This window comes from Mesorhizobium sp. P3_A8 (assembly GCF_056402995.1).
The window spans coordinates 107,999-128,113 of record NZ_JBFUGI010000001.1 but is presented as its reverse complement, the minus strand read 5'-3'; the positions used below and the strand labels follow the sequence as shown (position 1 = coordinate 128,113).

The window sequence follows — 20,115 nt, the reverse complement described above, 5'->3', positions numbered from 1 at the left end:
TGTTTGCCTGTCGTATGTTCTGCATTGCCGACTATACGCCGAGCGGCCGGCATTCGTTGCCTTGTCACGCGGATTTGTAGTTGCCGTCAATACGTGGCGCGCCCGCCGGAAACGTCGAAGACGGCGGCCGTCGTGAACGAGCATTCTTCCGAGGCGATCCAGCAGATCAGCGCCGCCACCTCTTCGACCTCGCCGAAGCGCGCCATCGGTATCTTGGACAGCATGAAGTCGATATGCTCCTGACTCATCTGCTTGAAGATCGCGGTGCGCACGGCCGCCGGGGTCACGCAATTCACCGTCACCTTGGTCTTGGCCAGTTCCTTGCCGAGCGACTTGGTCAGGCCGATCACCGCCGCCTTTGAAGTGCTGTAGGCGGAGGCATTGGGATTGCCTTCCTTGCCGGCGATCGAGGCGATGTTGACGATGCGGCCATAATTGCGCTCGAGCATGTGCGGCACCAGCGCTTTGTTGCAGTAGAAGACGCCGTTGATGTTGATGTCGATGACCTTCTGCCAATCCTCGACCGAATAATTCCAGGTCGTCATGTTCGGTCCGGTGATGGCGGCACTGGTGACCAGGATGTCGACGCCGCCAAGGGCTTCGATCGTCCGTGCCGCGGCGCCTGCAACGCCGGCGGCATCGGCGACGTCGATGGCAATGCCGTGCAGGCCGGGGATGACAGCCTTTGCCTGTTCGATCTGGGCCGGATCGCGATCCCAGACGCTGACACGCCCGCCCTCGTCGACGATCCTCTGCGCGACCGCCAGGCCGATGCCCGAGGCGCCGCCGGTGATGACCGCCGACCGGCCGGCAAAGCGTCCCACGAAGTTCATCGGCATCTGATTCTCCCCCTGTCTATGCTGGCTGAAGCCGCCATTGGCGGAGACTGTGAGGTCATGGCCGGGCAAGTTCAAGCCGGCATGCAGGCCGATCGTCTGGGCCAATGCCTGGCTCGGATCAGTCGGGATTTCCCTCGAGCTGCTGGCGTAGAGCTTCCACCATCGCCACCAGTGCCGGTCCGATTTCGGCATGCGCGCGTTGCTCGGTGATAATCTCGCCGATGCCGCCGCAGGTGATGGCGACCAGCGGCGAGCCGTCGCGCGGGCGGAACGGCACGCCGACTGCGTGGATGTAGCTGTGCCAGGCCCCGAACGAGGTGACATAGCCGAGCTGCTTGTACTGGGCGATCGCGTCCTCGATGGCGGCAGCGATCATTGCTGCCTTGTCGGGCTCCGCCTCCTGCAGTGCACGCACAAGGCTGGCACGTTCTTCCGGCAGAAGCCCCGCCGCATAGGCAAGCCCCATCGAAGTCTTCCAGATCGGCAAATAAGAGCCCGGATTGAGCCGCAGCGTGACCAGGCTCTCCGACCGGCAATTGGCGAGATAAACCATGTTGAGGCTGTCGCGCGTACCGATCGCCACCGCCGCGCCCGTCAAATCGGCCAGAGGCTGCATCAGCGGCCTTGCGATATGGACGACCGCGCTGGAACTGAGCGCCGAATAGCCGAGCGCCACGGTTGCCGGCCCCAGGCTGTAGCGGCCGAGGTCCTTGTCGTAGAGGAGGTAGCCGAGCGCGCTCAGCGTGTAGGTGATGCGCGAAACCGTGGCCTTGGGCAGGCCGGTGCGCGCGATGATGTCCTGGTTGCCGAGCGAGGCGTCGCCCGGCCGGAAGGCGCGCAGTATGCCGAGCCCGCGCACCAGCGACGACGAAAGCTGCGCGCCGTCGCCGTCAACTTCCGTCTCGTCCCTTGTCGCTCGCTTGCGCACGCTGGCGATCTTTCTGGCGGAGTGTCCACCGGTCGGGCCGGTCTAGCCGGCGCGGTACAGTCAAAAATGAAATTAAATTCCATTTATATTGACAGTGGCTTTTGCAGCCTGTCAATATGTCCCCTCGATGGCATCTTCCAGCGCCTTGTGCCATCTTACGAAGCCCGTCCTTGTGAAGGTAGCCACGTGTCCCGCTATATTTTGCGCCGGCTTATCGCGATGCCGTTCCTGGTACTCGGCATCGTCACCATTGCTTTTCTGATCACCACCGTGACCAAGGGCGATCCGCTGACGGCGATCGTCGCCGAGCAGCAGATGAGCAACCCCGAAGTGGTCGCCGCCGCCAAGGCCCGCTGGGGTTTGGATCGTCCTCTGCCGGAACGCTATATGATATATCTCGGCAATCTGTTGAGCGGCGACCTCGGCACGTCCTTCATCACCAAGCGCAATGTCGGCACCGACATTCTCTATCGCTTGCCGGCAACGCTGGAACTGGTCTTTGCCGCGATGATCTTCGGCACCACGCTCGGCATCGTGCTTGGGGTTCTGGCCGCCTATTTCCGCAACAGCCTGATCGACCATGGCGCGCGGCTGTTTGCCCTGTTCGGCTCGTCGCTGCCGGTGTTCTGGTCTGGCCTTGGTCTGCTCTTCATCTTCTCGGTCATGCTGAATTGGCTGCCGGGGCCGGGCCGGCTGGATGCCCGGCTGCCGCTGCCGCCCGGCATCACCGGATTCCTGACCATCGATTCGCTGCTCGCCGGCAACCTCACCGTCTTCAAGGATGCGCTGTGGCATCTGCTGTTGCCGGCTTTCGTGCTCGGCTGGACGGTATCGGGAACCATATCGCGGCTGGTTCGCGCCAACATGCTTGATGTGATGAGCCGCGAATTCGTGCTCACCGCGCGTGCCAAGGGCGCGAGCGAGTTCCGTGTCGTCATCGTGCATGCGCTGCGCAACACCATGGTGCCGACGCTGACCGTCATCGGCTATTCCTTCGCCTATCTGATCACCGGCGCGGTGCTGACCGAGACCATCTTTTCCTGGCCGGGCATGGGCTCCTATGCGGTCGAAGCGGCGCGCGCCCTCGACTTCCCGGCGATCATCGGCGTCACCATTGTCGGCGGCCTCGCCTTCCTGGTCACCAACCTCATCACCGACATCCTCTATGTCGTCGCCAATCCGCGGGTGAGGTTGAGCTGATGTCGGCTGTCGTCACCAAGTCCCGTTCCGCCGCCATCCCCGAATGGCTGACCGCCCCCTTGGTCATCGGCACGGTCGTCATCCTCTTCTGGCTGTTCATGACCGTGTTCGCCAATCTGGTGGTGCAGTTCGATCCGCTGGAAATGGTTGCCCGCCGCCTGCAACCGCCGAGCTGGGCGCATTGGCTCGGCACTGACGCACTCGGCCGCGACGTGCTGGCCCGCACCTTGCACGGCGCGGCGCATTCGCTGCCGATCGCGGTTCTGGTCGTCGTCTCGGCCGTCGTCATCGGCTCGCTGCTCGGCGCCATCTCCGGCTTCGTCGGCGGCCTGACGGGTGCCGCGATCATGCGGCTGGTCGACATCACTCTGTCCTTCCCGCCGATGCTGCTCGCCATGGCTGTCGCAGCCTCGCTCGGTCCCGGCCTCGGCAATGCCGCCATCGCCATGGTGCTGGTCTGGTGGCCGGTCTACGCCCGGCTGATGCGGGCGCAGGTGCTGGAAGTGAAGGAGCGCGAGCATGTCGAGGCGGCGATCGCCGCCGGCGCCAGGCCACGCCGGGTGTTGTTCACGCACATATTGCCGCTCTGCTGGACCCCGGTGCTGATCAGCGCCACCATGGATCTCGGCCAGGTCGTGCTGCTTGCCGCGTCGCTGAGCTTCATCGGCCTCGGCGCCACCCCGCCGACACCCGAATGGGGATCGATGATCTCCGACGGCGCCGTGCATTTCTATCAATGGTGGATCGCCTTCGGCCCCGGCGTCGCCATCCTCACCATCGTGCTCGGCTTCAACTTCATCGGCGATGGCCTGCGCGACATTCTCGATCCAAGGTCGGATTAGGCGATGAGCGCACAGCTATCTTCAGCGCGCTCCGGCGCGGTTGACAAGCCAGGCGAGCGCGAGCCGCTGCTGTCCATTCGCGGCTTGCGGGTCGGGTTCCGCAAGGCCGGCAACCAGTTCGAGGCGGTGCGCGGCATCGACCTCGACGTTGCCAAGGGCGAGGTTGTCGGCATTGTCGGCGAATCCGGCTCGGGCAAGTCGGTCGGCATGCTTGCTGCTCTGGGCCTGACCTCGAAGAACGCTGTCGTAACCGGTTCGGTCCGCTTCAAGGGCGAGGAACTGGTCGGCAAGCCGGCGCGCGAAATGCGCAAGATCAGGGGCGCGCGCATCGCCATGATCTTTCAGGATCCGCTGTCCTCGCTGAACCCGGTGATGACCGTCGGCGCCCAGATCGCCGAGGCGGTCAGGCTGCATCAGCGCGTCACCCGCAAGCAGGCGATGGCGCGCGCGGTCGAACTGCTCAACCTGGTGTCGATCCCGCAGCCGGAACGGCGTGCCAGCCAGTACCCGCATGAATTCTCCGGCGGCATGCGCCAGCGCGCGGTCATCGCCATGGCCGTTGCCAATGACCCCGATTTGTTGATCGCAGACGAGCCGACCACCGCGCTCGACGTCACGGTGCAGGCGCAGATCCTGGCCGTGCTGCGCTCGCTGCAAGAGCGGCTCGGTCTGGGCCTGGTGCTGATCACCCACGACCTCGGCGTCGTCGCCGGCCATGCCGACCGTGTCGCCGTCGTCTATTCCGGCCGCGTCGTCGAGCAGGCCACCGTGTCGGAGCTGTTCGCCGACCCGCGCCACCCCTACACGCGCGGCCTCATCGCCTCGATCCCCAACCTCGAGGAAAGCCGCGAGCGGCTTTTTTCGATCGATGGTTCGCCGCCCGCACTCGGCCGTCTACCGGGTGGCTGCGCCTTCCATCCGCGCTGCATCCATGCCGAGGCGCGTTGCCGGGTCGAGGATCCGCCGCTGCATGACATTGGCGGCCGCTTCTCGGCCTGTCATTTCGCGACGACCTTGCCGCCTTTCCACAGCGCCGTGCTGGCGGCGGCAAGCCTGGAGACTGGACGCGTGGCCCCATGAACGCAGCAGCGGAGCAAGTTCAAGCTGAAACCAGGCCAGCGCCGGAAGCAGCGCTATCGGTTCGTCATCTGGTCAAGGATTTTCCGGTTCGCGGTGGCCTCGTCTTCGACCGCGCGGTTGCCCATGTCCGTGCGGTCGCCGATGTTTCCTTCGACGTGGCACCAGGCGAGACGCTGGGCCTGGTCGGTGAATCCGGCTGCGGCAAGTCGACCCTCGGACGCTGCCTGATGCGGCTGATCGAACCGACCAGTGGCGAAAGCTGGTTCCGTGGCCAGAACCTTTTGGCGCTGAACCATGAGGAGATGCGCCTGATGCGGCGCTACATCCAGCTCGTCTTCCAGGATCCCTACGGGTCGCTGCATCCGCGCATGCGCATAGCCGACAACATCGCCGAGCCGCTGCGCATGAGCGACATGTCGAAGGCCGACCGCCGAGCCCGCGTTGCCGAACTGCTCGAACTGGTGCGGCTCAATCCGGAGCATGGCAAGCGCTATCCGCACGAACTCTCCGGCGGCCAGCGCCAGCGCGTCGTCATCGCCCGCGCGCTCGCACTCAACCCGCAAGTGGTGATCCTCGACGAGCCTGTCTCGGCGCTCGATGTCTCGGTGCAGGCAGGTGTGCTCAATTTGCTCAAGGATATCCAGCAGTCCTTCGGCACATCCTATCTGTTCATCGCCCACGATCTCTCGGTCGTGCGCCACATCTCGCACCATGTCGCGGTCATGTATCTCGGCAAGATCGTCGAGATCGCACCGGCTGCCGAGCTCTATTCCAGGGCACTGCATCCCTACACCCAGGCGCTTCTGTCGGCCGTGCCGCTCGCCAACCCCGAGAAGGAACGCAAGCGCGAGCGGATCGTGCTGACCGGCGACGTGCCGAGCCCGCTCAACCCGCCGTCGGGCTGCCGCTTCCGCACGCGCTGCTTCAAGGCGCAAGCGATCTGCGCCTCAGCCGAGCCGCCGCTCGGCCCGTCCGGGGAAAAGCATCGCGTCGCCTGTCATTTCCCGGAACCGGTCAACACCTTCAGGACCGTCTGACAGGTTGGCCAGGCAGCTGCCGAATTACCCGCGAAGGATTGCGATGTGACTGAAGCCCACACCAACGATGCCGGCATAATGGGCCGGGCGCGCCTGCCGCTCGAAGGCATCAAGGTTCTCGACCTCTCGCGCGTGCTCGCCGGTCCATGGGCGACGATGAGCCTGGCCGATCTCGGCGCCGAGGTCTGGAAGATCGAGAACATCGATGGCGGCGACGACACCCGCGCCTGGTCGGTGCCGAGCTACAAGGGCGTCTCTACCTACTATCTCTGCGCCAATCGCGGCAAGCAGAGCGTCGCGCTCGATATGAAGAGCCCGCAGGGCCTGGCGATCGTGCGCGAGCTGGCGGCCAAGGCCGACATCGTCGTCGAGAATTTCCGCTCCGGCACCGCCGACCGTCTTGGCGTCGGCTACAAGGAGCTCAGCGCCTCCAACCCGCGGCTGATCTACTGCTCGATCTCCGGCTACGGCCAGACCGGGCCCGATGCCGGCCGGCCCGGCTATGATTTCGTCATGCAGGCCGAGAGTGGTCTGATGGCCATCACCGGCGAGAGCGACGGCGAGCCGATGCGTGTCGGCGTCGCCATCACCGATATCGTCTGCGGGATGGTCGCGACGCAGTCGATCCTGGCCGCACTCTATGAGCGAACAACCACCGGGAAGGGGCAGTTCCTCGACCTGTCATTGATCGACTGTGCGCTCAGCCTCTTGATCAATGTCGGCAGTGGCTACCTCAACACCGGTCGCGAGGTGGCTCGTTACGGCAACGCCCATCCGACCGTCGTCCCCTACCAGATATTCGAAGCCGCTGACGGCGGCTTTGCCTTGGCGGTTGGCAATGACCGCCAGTTCGCCGCGCTGTGCGAGCAGGTGGTTGATCTTCCGCACTTGGCAAAGGACCAGCGCTTCATCAAGGCAGGCGCGCGCGCTACCAACCGCGAGGCGTTGATCCCGCAACTCGGCGCCGTTTTCCGGACGCAAACGCGCGGTCACTGGATGGCGGCCTGTGCCGCGGCCAGCGTTCCGGCCGGCATGGTGAAGTCGATACCGGAAGTCTTCGACAGCCCGAATGTGCGCGAGCGCGGCCTCGTCCACACCTTGCCGCATCCGCATCTCGGTTCCGTCGCCATGGTGCGCCCGGCGCAAGGGCTCGCCGCGCAGCTGACCGCCGACTTCACGGCGCCGCCCATGCTCGGCCAAGACACGGCCGCCGTACTCACGGATATTCTCGGCTACAGCCCCGAGACCATCGACCAACTGATCGGCACTGGCGCCATCGGCATTTACACGCCTGCCGCCGAGCCTGTTCACGCCTGACCTTTCACGGAGCCTGCAATGTATCCCGATGTTCATCTGCATATTGATGGCTCGTGGCGCCCCGCGCGGGGTGGACGCACCATGCCCATCGTCAATCCGGCGACGGAAGCCGAGCTTGGATCGCTCGCCCATGCCGGCATCGATGATCTTGATGAAGCGCTCGCCGCCGCCGCCAAGGGCTTCGAGACCTGGCGGCGCGTCTCTCCCTTTGACCGCTCCAAGCTGATGCGCAAGGCCGCCACCATCCTGCGTGAGCGCAACAAGCATATCGCGACGCTGATGACGCTGGAGCAGGGCAAGCCGATCGCCGAATCGCGCATGGAGGCGTTCGCAGCCGCCGACATCATCGACTGGTTCGCCGAGGAAGCGCGGCGCAGCTACGGCCGCATCGTGCCGGCGCGGCTTGAGGGCGTCAGCCAGTCGGTGGTCAAGGAACCCGTCGGCCCGGTGGCCGCCTTCACACCTTGGAATTTCCCGCTTAACCAGGCGGTGCGCAAACTGTCGGCGGCGCTCGCCGCCGGCTGCTCGATCATCATCAAGGGACCGGAAGAGACGCCGGCTTCACCCGCCGAACTGGTGCGCGTCTTTGTCGATGCCGGTCTGCCCGACGGCGTCTTGAACCTGGTCTATGGCACCCCGTCGGAAATCTCGGCCTATCTCATTCCGCATCCGGTGATCCGCAAGATCTCGTTCACGGGCTCGACGCCGGTCGGCAAGCAGCTGGCGTCGCTTGCCGGACTGCACATGAAACGCGCGACGATGGAATTGGGCGGCCATGCGCCGGTCATCGTTCTGCCCGACGCCGATCTCGACCGCGCCGCGCGTTCGATGGTGGCGTCCAAATTCCGCAATGCCGGCCAGATCTGCGTGGCGCCGACACGCTTCCTTGTCGACAACGCGGTCTATGATGATTTCGTCGGCCGCTTCGCCGAAGCCACAAGCCGGATCAAGGTCGGCGATGGTCTCGCTGAAGGCACGACCATGGGTCCGCTCGCCAATCCGCGCCGCGTGCAGGCGATGGAGGAACTGGTTCACGATGCCGTGCAGAAAGGCGCCGAGCTCGTCACCGGCGGCAAGCGCATCGGTAATTCCGGCTATTTCTTCGAGCCGACCATCCTGTCTGGCATCGGCGCCGATGCCCGGGCCATGAATGAGGAGCCGTTTGGCCCGCTGGCGCTGATGACTCCGGTGAATGGACTCGACGAGGCGCTCGCGGAAGCCAACCGGCTGAACTACGGCCTCGCCGCCTATGGCTTCACCCGCTCGGCGGCAAGTGCCTCAAAAATGTCGTCGGGCATCGCCAGCGGCATGGTGTCGATCAACCATTATGGCCTGGCCCTGCCGGAGGTGCCGTTCGGCGGCATCAACGATTCCGGCAATGGCACCGAGGGCGGCGCCGACGCACTGGAAAGCTATCTCAACTCGAAGTTCTTCTCGCATCTGCAAGTCTACTGAAACCGACGCCTGTCTGAGTCAAACTTCGTCCAGTTATTTCTGTTGGCCGTAACTCTTGTAGCGTCCGCGAATGGCGGCGAGTTCGGTCTCGCCGATCAGCACCGGCGTGCCGGCGCTGCGTGCGAGCAGATATTGCCGCGCCAGGGTTTCGAGCTTGACGGTGCGGATGAGCGCTGTGTCGAGATCGCCGCCGAAGGCGATCATGCCGTGATTGGCGAGCAGGCAGGCATTGCGGTCCTTGAGCGCCACAACAGCCACCTTGGCCAGTTCGCTCGATGCAAACAGCGCATAATCCGAGCAACGCACATCGTCGCCGCCGAAGCCAGCGACCATGTAGTGAAACAGGGGCAATCCTTCGCGCAGGCAGGACAGCGCCACGCAATGGTCGGGATGGGCATGCACCACGGCGCCGGCCCCCGGGAAAGCCTTGTAGATTTCGGCATGCATTTCCCATTCGCTCGATGGCTTGAATGCACCGTCCCAGGATCCATCGAGCTGCATCGCCACCATCTGCTCCGGCCGAAGCGCTTTTGTGGCTATCCCTGTCGGTGTGACCAGCATGCCGCTTGGCGTGCGCACGCTGATATTGCCTGTCGTGCCGACATTCATTCCGCTGGCGTCCAGGGTCTCCGTCGCGGCGATCAGAGTGGCGCGTGCGATGTCGGTATCCATTACGATGCTTTCCCCGGGGTTGGCCCTGTGGTCGATTTTGCCGGTGGCCATGTTTCGATTGCCGGTGCAATGGTTCTTGCCCGCGTCATGTCTTGCAGCACGTCGGCGAAGATGTCGGGGCCGCCGAGCTTTCCCGATTTCAGCATCAGCGCCAGCGGGTCGTCGGGCAGGCCGGGCAGATGGGCGATGGCGCGCGACAGGCCGGGCCCCTGATAGGCGCCCATGGCAATCCCCGTGATGCCGAGCGCCTTGATGACCGAGCCGGCGGTCTCGCCGCCGGCGACGACCAATCGCCGCACACCGAAATCGCGCACGAGGATGTGCGCAATCTCGGCGAGGATTTCTTCCGCCTTTGCCGCGGCCGCGTCACGGCCATGTGCCTGCTGTAGTGCCTCAACCGTGGCCTGCGATGCAGTCGTCGCTATAGCGATCATTGCGTTGGGCAGATGCTGCTCGGCAAAGGCTCGCGCTTGCGCCACGACATCGGCGCCGGCGAAGGCGCCGGCAAGGTCGATCGTCAGCAACGGATTGTCCTGCGCGAAGCGCTCAAGCTGTTCGATGGTGCGGTCGGCGACGCTGCCGGCCAGCACCGCCGCCGCGCCGTCCACGGCCGGCAGGCTGGCGGCCACCAGATCGCTTGGGTTTAGCAGCCCATGCGCCAGCCAGGCCGGCGGCAGATGCGCGGCGACCGAGGAGTTGCCGGTCATCAGCGGCAGGTCGAAGGCGGCTTCCGCGATCGCCGCCAGGTCGCGCTCGCGGAGCGTGTCGGTGACCAGCAGTGTCTCGCCCCGCGCGCTCTTCTCCCGCACGGCAGCGCGGATGGCTTCGGGGCCGGCATCAATGGTGAGGTACGGCACCAGTCCAGCCTTCCCCTTGCTTTGCGCCTGCAGCACGCGGACCAGATTGGAATCGGTCATCGGCGTCAGCGGATCGAAACGTTTGGGCGATTCGGCCAGCAACTGCGAACCGCCGAACATATGCCCCTGATAGACGGTGCGACCGGTCTCGCACAGCGCCGGCGCGAACAGTGTCACGCCGCCGCCAAGCCGTTCGAGCAGCGCTTCCGCGCAGGGGCCGATATTGCCGGCAGGTGTGGAATCGAAGGTCGCGCAATATTTGAAGAAAATCTGCCGCGCGCCAGCCTCGATCAACCGGTCGGCGGCATCAAGTACCTGGCGCACCGCGTCGTCGGCGGCGATAACGCGGGTTTTCAGCAGGATCACATGGGCAAGATTGCCCGATAGGATTGGCGCCTCCAACCCGACGGTGCAGCCTGTCGGGACGCCGCGCGCGACCAGCATCGACGCCAGTTCGGTGCCACCGGTCAGATCATCGGCAATGGCACCGAACAGAAGGGAAGGCCTCGACGCGGTCATGCGGCTCGTTCCCCTGATTTTTTGGTTTCGATGGCGTGTCCGATGCCGATGGCCAGGCCCATCGTGATATCATATACACAGCCCGCTCGACTCAGGCGACGCCTGCGCCACCGCAAGGACGGAGACTGGATGTGACTGCTTCCATCGCGCCGATCGCGCGCGACAATCTGACGACCCGCGTCTACGAAGAGCTGCGCCGCGCCATGATGGAAGGCCGCTTCTGGCCGGGGCATCGCTTCAAGATCCGTGACCTTGCCGCCAGCCTGCAGGTGTCCGAGACGCCGGTGCGCGAGGCGCTGATGCAGCTGGTGCGCGAAAAGGGCCTGGAGATGGAAGCGGGCCGGTCGATCACCGTCGCCCAGTTGTCGCTCGCCCAGTATCTGGAGCTGCGCAGCATTCGCCTGCATCTCGAAGGCATGGCTGGTGCCGCGGCGACGACGCGCATCGAACCGCGCGAGATCGATCGCCTGGCGGCGGTGCATGAGAGACTGATCGCCGACGAGGACAATGGCCGCTGGTTCGAAGCCGTCCGCGACAACTGGGAATTCCACCACTCGATCTACCAGGCGGCGGGCATGCCGGAACTGCTCGCCATCATCGAGGGCATCTGGCTGCGCAATGGCCCGCTGGTGAACTATCAGTATCCGAATGCCAGGCCGACCTATGATGGCCGTCACCGCCATCTCGACATCCTCGACGCGCTGCGCGCCCGCGACGAGAACGGCGTGCGCAAGGGCATCCAGCAGGACATGATCGAAGGCGGCCGCTTGCTGGTCAAGGTGCTCGAGCGGCTGAATGACGGCGCGGTCACCCCGGAGGAACTGCGCCGCGCGGCGCAGAACGGCCGCCTGGTGTCGGCGGCCAGCTGAGTTTTTTATACTCTCGCGCAGCATAGTGCCTGCTCACGCCACCTGCGCCGCCGCGGCCATGCCGGCATCGGCGGCCTGCAGCGCCAAGTCCACGTCCTTCGCGGTGTGCGCGGCGCTCAGGAACATGTTGTGCCGGGGGTGGAAATAGGCGCCCTCGCGCAAGGCGGCCGAGCAAAAGGCAGCGGCCTTCTTGAACTCGGCATCGCCGTCGAACAGCACCATCGGCATCGACACCGGCCCGGTCTGGCGAAGCGAAAGGCCATGCTTCTTCGCCGCTGCATCGAGCCCCGAGCGCAATCTCTCACCGGCCGCATTCATGCTCGCGATCGCGTTGGTGTCGCGCAGCGTCTTGATGGTGGCGATCGCCGCGGCCATGGCGACGGCGCCATACCAGAACGAGCCCGTCACATAGACCTTGGTCGCGGCTTCGCGGAACCGGTCGGTGCCGGTGATGGCGGCGAGCGGATAGCCATTGGCGATCGCCTTCGAGAAAGCGGAAAGGTCGGGCCGCACACCCAGCGGCTCCCAGCTGCCGGCGAGATCGATGCGGAACCCGGCCCTGACATCATCGACGATCAGTGCCGCATCGGCGGCGGTGGTGAGGTCGCGCGCGCGCTTGGCAAAAGCCGCCGTCGGCAGTTCCTGGTCGCGGGCAATGTCGTGGCGGAAGGCGGTGACGACGACAGCGGCAAGGTCATTGCCGGCTTGCTCGACGGCCGCTTCCAGGCTGGCGACGTCATTGTAGTCGAAATGGATCAGATGAGCGCGATCCTCGGCGGTGACGCCGGCAAGCGAGGGCGTGCACCACGGCACCGCGCCATGATAGGAGCCGCGCGCCACCAGCACCTTGCGCCGGCCGGTGCCGGCGCGCGCGATGGTCACGCAGGCCGTGGTGGCGTCGGTGCCGTTCTTCTGCAGCATCGCCCAGTCGGCGTGAGCGACAGTCTTGACCAGCAGCTCGGCCAGTTCGACCAGCACTTCGCCGGGGCCATTCATCGCGTCGCCGAGACTGCGCTGCCGCGCCGCCGCTTCCTCGACCGCCTGGTGGTGATGGCCTAGGATGTTCGGACCCCAGCTGCACATCAAATCGATGTATTCGCGGCCGTCGACATCCCAGACCCGGCAGCCATCGGCGCGCTCGAAGAACTGCGGATAGGCCGAGCCGAGATAGCGAGTGGCCATATGCCCCCACATGCCGCCCGGAATGACCGAGGCCGCGCGCTCGCGCAGCAGCTGGTCCTTGGAGTTGATCAGGGAAGGCATGATGAGGTCTCCGTATTGATATATCATATATTGAATTTGACTGCTGGAAGAACAGGATTTGTCGATCTTCCGAAGTGGGAGAAACGGGAGGCGGTTGGCCGCCTCCCGCGATCTGTTGGCTCAGTGGCTGAGTTCGGCCAGCGGCAGGTTGCAGCAGGCGCTGTAGCGCACGCCCTTGACGTCGGACTTGTAGGCCAGGATCAGGTTCGGGCTGACCAGCGGCAGGATGATCCTGTCCTTGATCATTTCTTCGCCGATCTGGTGCCACAGCTTGGCGGCCTCATCACCGCTTGCCGCCAAAGCTGCCTTGTAGAGGTCTGCTTCTTTCGGGTTGATAACCGATGGGTCGCGCTCCGCGCCGGCACGGCGCGACCATGGGCTGCCCTTGGTCATGGCGAAATAATCGACATACTGCGAGGTGCCGTAATAGTCCGGCGCGTAGAACACGGCGGTCATCGGGATGCCATCGCCGTTGACGCGCTCGCGCCAGTTGGCGAAGGGAATCGGCTGCAGGTCAAGCTTGATGTTGGCCTTGGCCAGATCCTGCTGGACCTTCTGCATCAGCAGCGAGAGATCAACGCCATAGACGTTCATGCCCGGAAAGGCCGCTTCCATCTCGAAACCGTCGGCATGGCCGGCCTTGGCCAGCAGCTCCTTCGCCTTGGCGAGATCATAGGGCTGCGCCTCGAAACCCGAACCGCCGGGGAAACCGAGCGGGATCGGCGCGCTGATCAGCTGGCCCTCGGAGCCGATGGTGAAGTCGAGGATGCTGGGGCGGTCAAGCGCAAGCGAGATCGCCTCGCGCACGTCCGGAGTGAGCGGCACCTTGTTGGCCTTGGCGCCGGGCGAGAGCGCGACGTAGATAAAATTGTAGGACGGCACGGTCTCGATCTTGACGTCGCTGCCGGTCATCGTCTTGGCGGTGTCCGGGTCGATCTGCATGGCGATGTCGGCGGTGCCGCTCTGCAGCATCTGCGCTTGCGCCACCGCGTCCTTGGTCTGACGGATGACGACTTCGCTCAACGCCGGCGCGGTGCGCCAGTACTTGTCGTTGCGCACCAGGCGCAGCTCCGAATTCGGCTCATAGGATTTCAGCACGAACGGTGCGCTGCCGGCCGAATGCGCCAGGAACCAGGCCTCGGCATTGTCGGTGGTCGAGGCGTCCGCACCGGCCTTGGCGCCGGCTTCGGAAGCGACCTTGCTGTTGACGACAGCCGTGTAGGGCGCCGCCGCGATGTTGAGGAATTCCGAGCTCGGCGCCACCATCTTGACGACGACCGTGTGCGCGTCCGGGGTTTCGATCGAGGCGACATTGTCCATCAGGAAGGATGCGCTGCCCTTGAGGTTCTTCAGCCGCTCCCAAGACCATTTCACGTCCTTGGCTTCGACCGGCGAGCCGTCGGAGAATTTGGCGGCCGGGTCGAGCGTGAAGGTGAAGCTGGTCTGGTCGGCATTGCCTTCCCACTTGGAAGCCAAGAGCGGGATCAGCTTGTTGTCCTTGTCCAGCGTCAAGAGCGATTCATAGACGCTGGAATTGTAGATCTGGCAGGTGTCGCAGAAGGCGCGGTGCGGATCGAGCGAGTTGAGGTCGATGTTACGCGCGATGACCAGCGGCTTCTCGTCCTGTGCGAAGCTGGCTGGTGCCCAGAAGGCGCTGGTGGCCATGAGCACGGCCGCCAACATCGTCGCTCTGGTCTTGGTTCTCGGTAAGATGTTCATTTCAGTTCTCCCATTTTCTTGTCGGATCGTTGTGGCAATGCGTTCGCTTTATCCGCCCACGCCGGTGAGGGATCGAAGCGCGGCCTTGAGCTTGTCAGCGCCGCCCAGTGCGGCCCGGTTGAGCGGGGCCGATACGACGGGAGCCGAGAGGCTGCCCGTCACATGCAGGATCTCGTGATCGAGATAGTCGAACACGCGGTCCTGAATCTCCTGTGTCAGCCGTCCGCCGAGTGACAGGCCGCGCTGCACCTGCTCGACGACGGCGACCCGGTTGGTCTTGCGGATCGAGGCTTCCACCAACGGCCAGTCGAGCCCGGTCGGGTCGAGGCTGCGCAAATCGATGATCTCGGCATCGACGCCGGTTTCCTCGACCACTTGCCTCGCAACAGACACCATGCTGGCGCTGGTGAGCAGCGTGCAGGCACTGCCTGGCCTGACGATCCTGGCCTGGCCGAGCCGCACGCAATAGTCGCGGTCATCGCTCGGAACAGGACCTTCGCTCGCAAACAGTTCGACATGCTCGATGATGACGACCGGATCATCGCATTTCAGCGCCGAATTCATCAGGCCGACATAGTCGAAGGGCGTCGTCGGCGCGACGATGCGCCAGCCGGGATAGAGCGCGAACAGGCCGGACGGATCTCCCGAATGCTGCGAGCCATAGCCGGTGTGCGGCGAGACGCGCACCCGCACCACCATCGGCACCGGAAAGCCGCCGCCGAACATGTGGCGCACCTTGCTCACCGCGTTGAACAGTTGGTCGGCGGCGACCAGGCAGAAGTCGCCGAACATGATCTCGACGATCGGTCGCAAGCCGCAAAGCGCTGCGCCCAATGCCACGCCGACAAAACCGTTCTCGGCGATCGGCATGGCCAGCACGCGCTCGGGCCAGCGTTCCAGCGCGCCCTTGGTGGCGCCGGAGACGCCGCCGCGCAGCCGGTGCACATCCTCGCCCATGATGATGATGCGCGGGTCCTGTTCCATGGCGCGCGCGATCACCTCGGATGCGGCAACCATGAACTTGACCGGTCTGGTCTCGGCCGGCGGCACATCCTCGATCTCGAGGAAGCGCTCATCCCTGAGTTCCGACAGGTCGCCGCGGATCTGGTTGTCGACTTCGCCGGCGTCCGGCCACAGATAGTCGGGAATGCGCAGCGCGTTGCCGCTCATCTCGGTCAGCGAGTCGGCAGCGGTGTTGACCACGTCCATGACCCGCTGCTCGAGCGTGGCGAGGTCGGAGGCATTGAGGATGCCCATCGTCTTCAGCCGTGCCGCCATCGTGGTGAGCGGATCGCGTGCCTTCCAGGCGTCCTCCTCGGCCCGCGTACGGTAGCCGAATTCGCTGCCGGGCCGCGCGCCGCTCTGATGCAGGAAGCGGTAGCAGAGCGCCTCGACCAGCACCGGGCCGCCTTCCTCCTCGATCACCCGGCGCGCCTCGCGCGTGGCGTGATGGACCGCCACCACATCCATGCCGTCGCATTCGATGCCGCGAAAGCCCAACATCGGGCCGCGCGAGGCGAGCCGCGTCTCGCGGGTCTGTTCGTTGACATGGGTGGAGACGGCATAAAAATTGTTTTCGGCGAAGAAGATCACTGGCAGCCGGTAGAGCGCCGCGATGTTCATCGCCTCATAGGCCGGTCCCGCCATCATCGTGCCGTCGCCGAAGAAGGCGACCGAAATGTTGCCGCTGCCAAGCAGCTTGTCGGCCAGCGCGTAGCCCGCCGCATGCGGCAGGTTGCCACCGATGATGGCGCTGGTGCCCGGAATGCCGGAAGCGTCGTCACGCATATGCATCGAGCCGCCACGGCCGCCGCAATAGCCTGCGTTGAGACCCATGATCTCGGCCATCAAGCTGCGCACCGAGCCCTGCATGTCCGGATTGAATGCGTCGTGCAGCGGATCGAAACCGGCTGGCGTCTGTGCGTTGACCAGCTTGGCCAGCACCTGGTGATGGGCGCGGTGGGTGCCGTTGATGCGGTCGCCGGTGCGCAGCATCGACATCGCGCCGACCGCCGTCGCCTCCTGGCCGATACTGGCGTGTGCTGGCCCGTGCACCAGGCCGGCATTGGCAAGGTCGAGCACCTTTTCTTCGAACCGGCGGATCAGCAGCATCTGGTGATACCAGCGCACGAGGCTCGACACCTCGGCCGCGTTCCAGTCCGAAGCGTCGACATCGAGCCGCAACCAGGGCGCAGATGGCTGGATGGATGTCTGCTGGACCATTTAGCCTAGTTCCGTTTCGGTAGATGATATATCAAATATTCTCTCAGTCGATTGTGTCAGGCGATTTTCTGGACATGACACTGGCTTGCGGAGTCCGGCAGGTAAATGGAATTAAATTTCATTTTCTGCACGAAGCCGAGACTAAGCTGGGACGGCGCCGTTCCGCAAGAGGAATTTTGAGGCACGTGATCGGATCGTTCCGGCGGAACCGGAGGCCAATCTGCACAGGCATTGGAGACCGGCTATTGGTCCGCCCGATGCTGGAAAAACTGCAGGAACAGCTCCCGCTCGGTGGTGATGTCGAGCTTTTCATAGATACGTCGTCGGTGGTTCTTGACCGTGCCGACGGTGATGCCGAGACGCTCGGCGATGTTGGCGGTCGGATGGCCGGCGAGGATCAGCTGGACCAGTTCGCGCTCGCGCAGCGACAGTTCCGGCCACAGGCTCATCGGGATGGTCGGCTCCTGCCGCGGCGAGGCGCCGGGGCTGGTCGGCGCCGTCGTGCGGAAGAACTCGCGTCCGCGCGCGGTAATGTCGAGTGCGTGCAAGGCTGCAAATACCGGCAACCGTTCTTCCAATTGAGCAATCTCGCTGTCCTTGAACGCACTAGTCGAGCGATCGAGGAAGATGCCCAGGCACCAGTCGCCACCATCGGCCAGCATGATGCCGACCTCGTCGCAGATTTCTGACTGCGCCAGGAAGCCGGCAATGTACTGGCCGCGCTTGGCCTCATCGTCGGCGAGCCGCTTCAGCGGCATGATGCCCAATCTGCGCTCGCGCCGCCACGAGGCATAGAACGGGTCGAAGACATAGTAATTGTCGAGATAGAGCCGGACCATCTCATCCGAGAAGCGCCGGTGCTTGACGAATTCCGGTGTCTGCGTCGCCGAATAGCGCGTCACCGTGACGAGGTCGTGCGCGATGTCGGCGCCGATCAGGTCGATCAGGCAGTCGACATGCCTGTCCGTGCCGGTGGCGGCGATCGCCCTGGCGAGCGGCGCCCAGATGGTCCCCATGCGCATGCCCTCTTCTCGGCGATCCCGGCCCAACCGTCATTGTGTCTTTAGGCATATGGCGCGAGGCCGCCTCTCGAATCTAGCCTAGCTTCATCCTAGACCAGATACCGAGGCGACCGTGACCCAACCCAATCCCTCTGCCCCGATAATTGGCAATCCGATCGTCATCGGTATCGACGCCGGCGGCACCATGACCGACACCATCCTTGTCGATCAGGACGGCCACTTCAAAATTGGCAAGTCGGCGACCACGCCGAAGAACGAGGCCGAGGGCTTCCTGGCGTCTGCCGAAGACGCGGCCGATGCCTGGGGCATTTCGCTGGAGTCGCTGTTTTCCGGCGTCAACGTCGTGCTCTATTCCGGCACCGGCATGCTCAACACGTTGCTGTCGCGCACCGGCCGCCGCCTCGGCCTGATCACCACCAAGGGCCTGGAAGACATGATCCTGATGGGCCGGGGCCTGCAGGCCTGGGCCGACTATTCCTATGCCGACCGGCTGCATGCGGTGACCCATCACCATCCCGATCCGCTGGTGCCGCGCCGCCGCACCCATGGTGTCACCGAGCGCATCGACCAGTTCGGCGACATCGTGCTGCCCCTCTATGAACATGAAGTCGCGACTGCCGCGAAAAAACTGATCGCCGACAAGGTCGAGGCGATCTGCATCATGACGATCTTCTCGCACGTCAATCCGGTGCACGAGAAGCGCATTGCCGAGATCTGCCGCGAGGAGATCGCAAAGGCCGGGGCCGACATCCTCGTCTACACCAGCCACGAGGTCCGCCCGGTCATCCGCGAACAGTCGCGGCTGAACTCGGTGCTGATCGAGGCCTATGCCACCTCGCGCGGCCGCAAGCAGCTTAGGGGCATCGAGGACGTCTCGAAGAAATACGGCTTCAAATATGGCGTGCAGACGCTGCTCTCCTTCGGCGGCCTGACCTCGATCAACCATCCGCGCCTGCACGAAACCATGATCTCCGGCCCGATCGGCGGCATCCTCGGAGCTGCCTATGTTGGCAAGCTGATCGGCAACGACTCGCTGATCTGCTCGGATATGGGCGGAACCTCCTTCGACATGGGCGTCATCTCGCGTGGCCAGACGCGGATCGAGAACGAGCCGCTGATGGATCGCTTCAAGCTCAACGTACCGACGCTGCATCTCGACACGATCGGCGCCGGCGCCGGTATGATCCTCAAGGTCGACCCGCTGACCAAGAAGGTCTCGCTCGGACCGGAAAGCGCCGGCTCCGATCCCGGCCCGATCTGCTTCGCCAAGGGCGGCACCGAGCCCACCATCGCCGATTGCGACGCCATCCTCGGCCGCCTCAATCCATATTATTTCCTCGGCGGCAAAGTCATCCTGCAGGTCGAAAAGGCGCGCAAGGCGTTCGAGGAAAAGTGCTCCAGCATCCTTGGCGTTGGGGTTGAGGAGGCCGCCGAAGGCATGATCGACATGCTGGAGGCCGACGCCAACAACGCATTGCGCCGCGTCATCTCCGGCCAGGGCATCCACCCCTCGGAATTCACGCTGCTATCCTATGGCGGCTCCGGCCCCCTGCATCTGGCCGGCTGTTCCAGGGGCATCGGCTTCAAGGACATCATCACCTTCCAGTTCGCCGCCGCCTTCTCGGCCTTCGGTTGCACCACGGCCGATTTCATGCGCCGCCATTCGGTGTCGACGCAGCACGACATCGGCGCTCGTGCCAGCGATGATGAACTGCTCGCCTTCGGCAAAAAGGTCACCACAGTCTGGAACGACCTGACCAAGGCCGCAGTCGACGAGATGATCACCGACGGCCACGCCCGCGACAAGATCAAGACGGTGCCGTTCCTGATGATGCGCTACACCGGCCAGCTCGAGGATGTCGAAGTCATGGCGCCGATCGCCGAGGTCAATTCGGCCGACGACATGCGCAGGGTTATCGACGAGTTCGAGGCGGTCTACGCCAAGGTCAACCACCGGGTGTCGCGCTATGGCGAGGCCGGCTTCACTATCACCGAACTCGGGTTGATCGCCACCGCCGACAAGGTCAAGCCGGTGCTGCTCAAGCGATCGCTCGGGAAGTCCGATCCGGCAGCCGCCCACAAGGGCGTGCGCGAGGCCTATATTGGCGGGCGCTGGCACAAGGCCAACCTCTACGAGATGGATCTCCTGCAGCCCGGCCATGAAGTGATCGGGCCAGCCATCATCGAACATCCCGCCACCACGCTCGTCGTTCATCCACAGGACCGTGTCCATGTCGATGAATGGACGCTGCTGCACTACACCCACGCTTGAG

The 20,115-nt window shown here is 64.4% G+C and carries 16 protein-coding genes; 8 read left to right on the top strand and 8 right to left on the bottom strand.

What is annotated here, in order from left to right; all coding sequences use genetic code 11:
• Window positions 1-86: 86 nt before the first annotated feature.
• Together AC1DX4_RS00580 and AC1DX4_RS00575 are read right to left on the bottom strand one after the other, a co-directional pair.
• Window positions 87-839: an SDR family NAD(P)-dependent oxidoreductase gene (locus tag AC1DX4_RS00580; RefSeq protein ID WP_477219088.1), complete on the bottom strand. Its 753-nt coding sequence runs from the start codon at window positions 837-839 to the stop codon at window positions 87-89.
• A gap of 118 nt (window positions 840-957) precedes the next feature.
• Window positions 958-1,767 carry an IclR family transcriptional regulator gene (locus AC1DX4_RS00575; RefSeq protein WP_477218471.1) on the bottom strand — a complete coding sequence of 270 codons (810 nt, stop codon included), beginning with the start codon at window positions 1,765-1,767 and terminating at the stop codon, window positions 958-960.
• Window positions 1,768-1,953: 186 nt separating this feature from the next.
• Between AC1DX4_RS00575 and AC1DX4_RS00570 the strand changes: the two genes are divergently transcribed.
• From AC1DX4_RS00570 to AC1DX4_RS00545, 6 genes are all read left to right on the top strand, one after another.
• Window positions 1,954-2,967, top strand: a complete 1,014-nt coding sequence (locus AC1DX4_RS00570) for an ABC transporter permease (RefSeq protein WP_477218470.1) — start codon at window positions 1,954-1,956, stop codon at window positions 2,965-2,967.
• The gene (locus tag AC1DX4_RS00565) at window positions 2,967-3,809 is read left to right on the top strand and encodes an ABC transporter permease (protein WP_477218469.1); all 843 of its coding nucleotides are present in this window, start codon (window positions 2,967-2,969) and stop codon (window positions 3,807-3,809) included. The genes AC1DX4_RS00570 and AC1DX4_RS00565 overlap by 1 nt, the downstream gene beginning before the upstream one ends.
• 3 nt (window positions 3,810-3,812) lie before the next feature.
• On the top strand, window positions 3,813-4,889 hold the full coding sequence (locus AC1DX4_RS00560; RefSeq protein ID WP_477218468.1) for an ABC transporter ATP-binding protein: 1,077 nt from the start codon (window positions 3,813-3,815) through the stop codon (window positions 4,887-4,889).
• Window positions 4,886-5,926, top strand: a complete 1,041-nt coding sequence (locus AC1DX4_RS00555) for an ABC transporter ATP-binding protein (protein WP_477218467.1) — start codon at window positions 4,886-4,888, stop codon at window positions 5,924-5,926. Before AC1DX4_RS00560 ends, AC1DX4_RS00555 begins: the two co-directional genes overlap by 4 nt.
• A gap of 78 nt (window positions 5,927-6,004) precedes the next feature.
• Window positions 6,005-7,243 carry a CaiB/BaiF CoA transferase family protein gene (locus AC1DX4_RS00550; protein WP_477219087.1) on the top strand — a complete coding sequence of 413 codons (1,239 nt, stop codon included), beginning with the start codon at window positions 6,005-6,007 and terminating at the stop codon, window positions 7,241-7,243.
• Between the two features lie 18 nt (window positions 7,244-7,261).
• The gene (locus AC1DX4_RS00545) at window positions 7,262-8,698 is read left to right on the top strand and encodes an NAD-dependent succinate-semialdehyde dehydrogenase (protein WP_477218466.1); all 1,437 of its coding nucleotides are present in this window, start codon (window positions 7,262-7,264) and stop codon (window positions 8,696-8,698) included.
• A 33-nt stretch (window positions 8,699-8,731) separates the two neighbouring features.
• On the opposite strand, the gene AC1DX4_RS00540 is transcribed toward AC1DX4_RS00545, so the two are convergent.
• Together AC1DX4_RS00540 and otnK are read right to left on the bottom strand one after the other, a co-directional pair.
• Window positions 8,732-9,370: a class II aldolase/adducin family protein gene (locus AC1DX4_RS00540; protein WP_477218465.1), complete on the bottom strand. Its 639-nt coding sequence runs from the start codon at window positions 9,368-9,370 to the stop codon at window positions 8,732-8,734.
• Window positions 9,370-10,746 (bottom strand): 3-oxo-tetronate kinase, encoded by a 1,377-nt coding sequence (gene otnK / locus AC1DX4_RS00535; protein ID WP_477218464.1) that lies wholly within the window; start codon window positions 10,744-10,746, stop codon window positions 9,370-9,372. Before otnK ends, AC1DX4_RS00540 begins: the two co-directional genes overlap by 1 nt.
• Window positions 10,747-10,877: 131 nt before the next feature.
• On the opposite strand from otnK, the gene AC1DX4_RS00530 reads away from it, so the two are divergent.
• Window positions 10,878-11,615, top strand: coding sequence for a GntR family transcriptional regulator (locus AC1DX4_RS00530; protein ID WP_477218463.1), 738 nt, complete (start codon window positions 10,878-10,880; stop codon window positions 11,613-11,615).
• Window positions 11,616-11,648: 33 nt separating this feature from the next.
• Here AC1DX4_RS00530 and AC1DX4_RS00525 read toward each other — a convergent pair whose 3' ends face one another.
• From AC1DX4_RS00525 to AC1DX4_RS00510, 4 genes are all read right to left on the bottom strand, one after another.
• Window positions 11,649-12,878: an aminotransferase class III-fold pyridoxal phosphate-dependent enzyme gene (locus AC1DX4_RS00525; protein WP_477218462.1), complete on the bottom strand. Its 1,230-nt coding sequence runs from the start codon at window positions 12,876-12,878 to the stop codon at window positions 11,649-11,651.
• Window positions 12,879-12,998: 120 nt separating this feature from the next.
• Window positions 12,999-14,561 (bottom strand): ABC transporter substrate-binding protein, encoded by a 1,563-nt coding sequence (locus AC1DX4_RS00520; RefSeq protein ID WP_477219086.1) that lies wholly within the window; start codon window positions 14,559-14,561, stop codon window positions 12,999-13,001.
• Window positions 14,562-14,645: 84 nt separating this feature from the next.
• Entirely contained in the window at window positions 14,646-16,820 is a 2,175-nt protein-coding gene (locus AC1DX4_RS00515) for an alpha-ketoacid dehydrogenase subunit alpha/beta (protein WP_477218461.1), read from the bottom strand.
• A 242-nt stretch (window positions 16,821-17,062) separates the two neighbouring features.
• The gene (locus AC1DX4_RS00510; protein ID WP_477218460.1) at window positions 17,063-17,842 is read right to left on the bottom strand and encodes a helix-turn-helix transcriptional regulator; all 780 of its coding nucleotides are present in this window, start codon (window positions 17,840-17,842) and stop codon (window positions 17,063-17,065) included.
• Window positions 17,843-17,984: 142 nt separating this feature from the next.
• Here AC1DX4_RS00510 and AC1DX4_RS00505 point away from each other — a divergent pair, with 142 nt between their 5' ends.
• Window positions 17,985-20,114 carry a hydantoinase/oxoprolinase family protein gene (locus AC1DX4_RS00505; protein WP_477219085.1) on the top strand — a complete coding sequence of 710 codons (2,130 nt, stop codon included), beginning with the start codon at window positions 17,985-17,987 and terminating at the stop codon, window positions 20,112-20,114.
• The last annotated feature ends 1 nt before the right edge of the window (window position 20,115 follow it).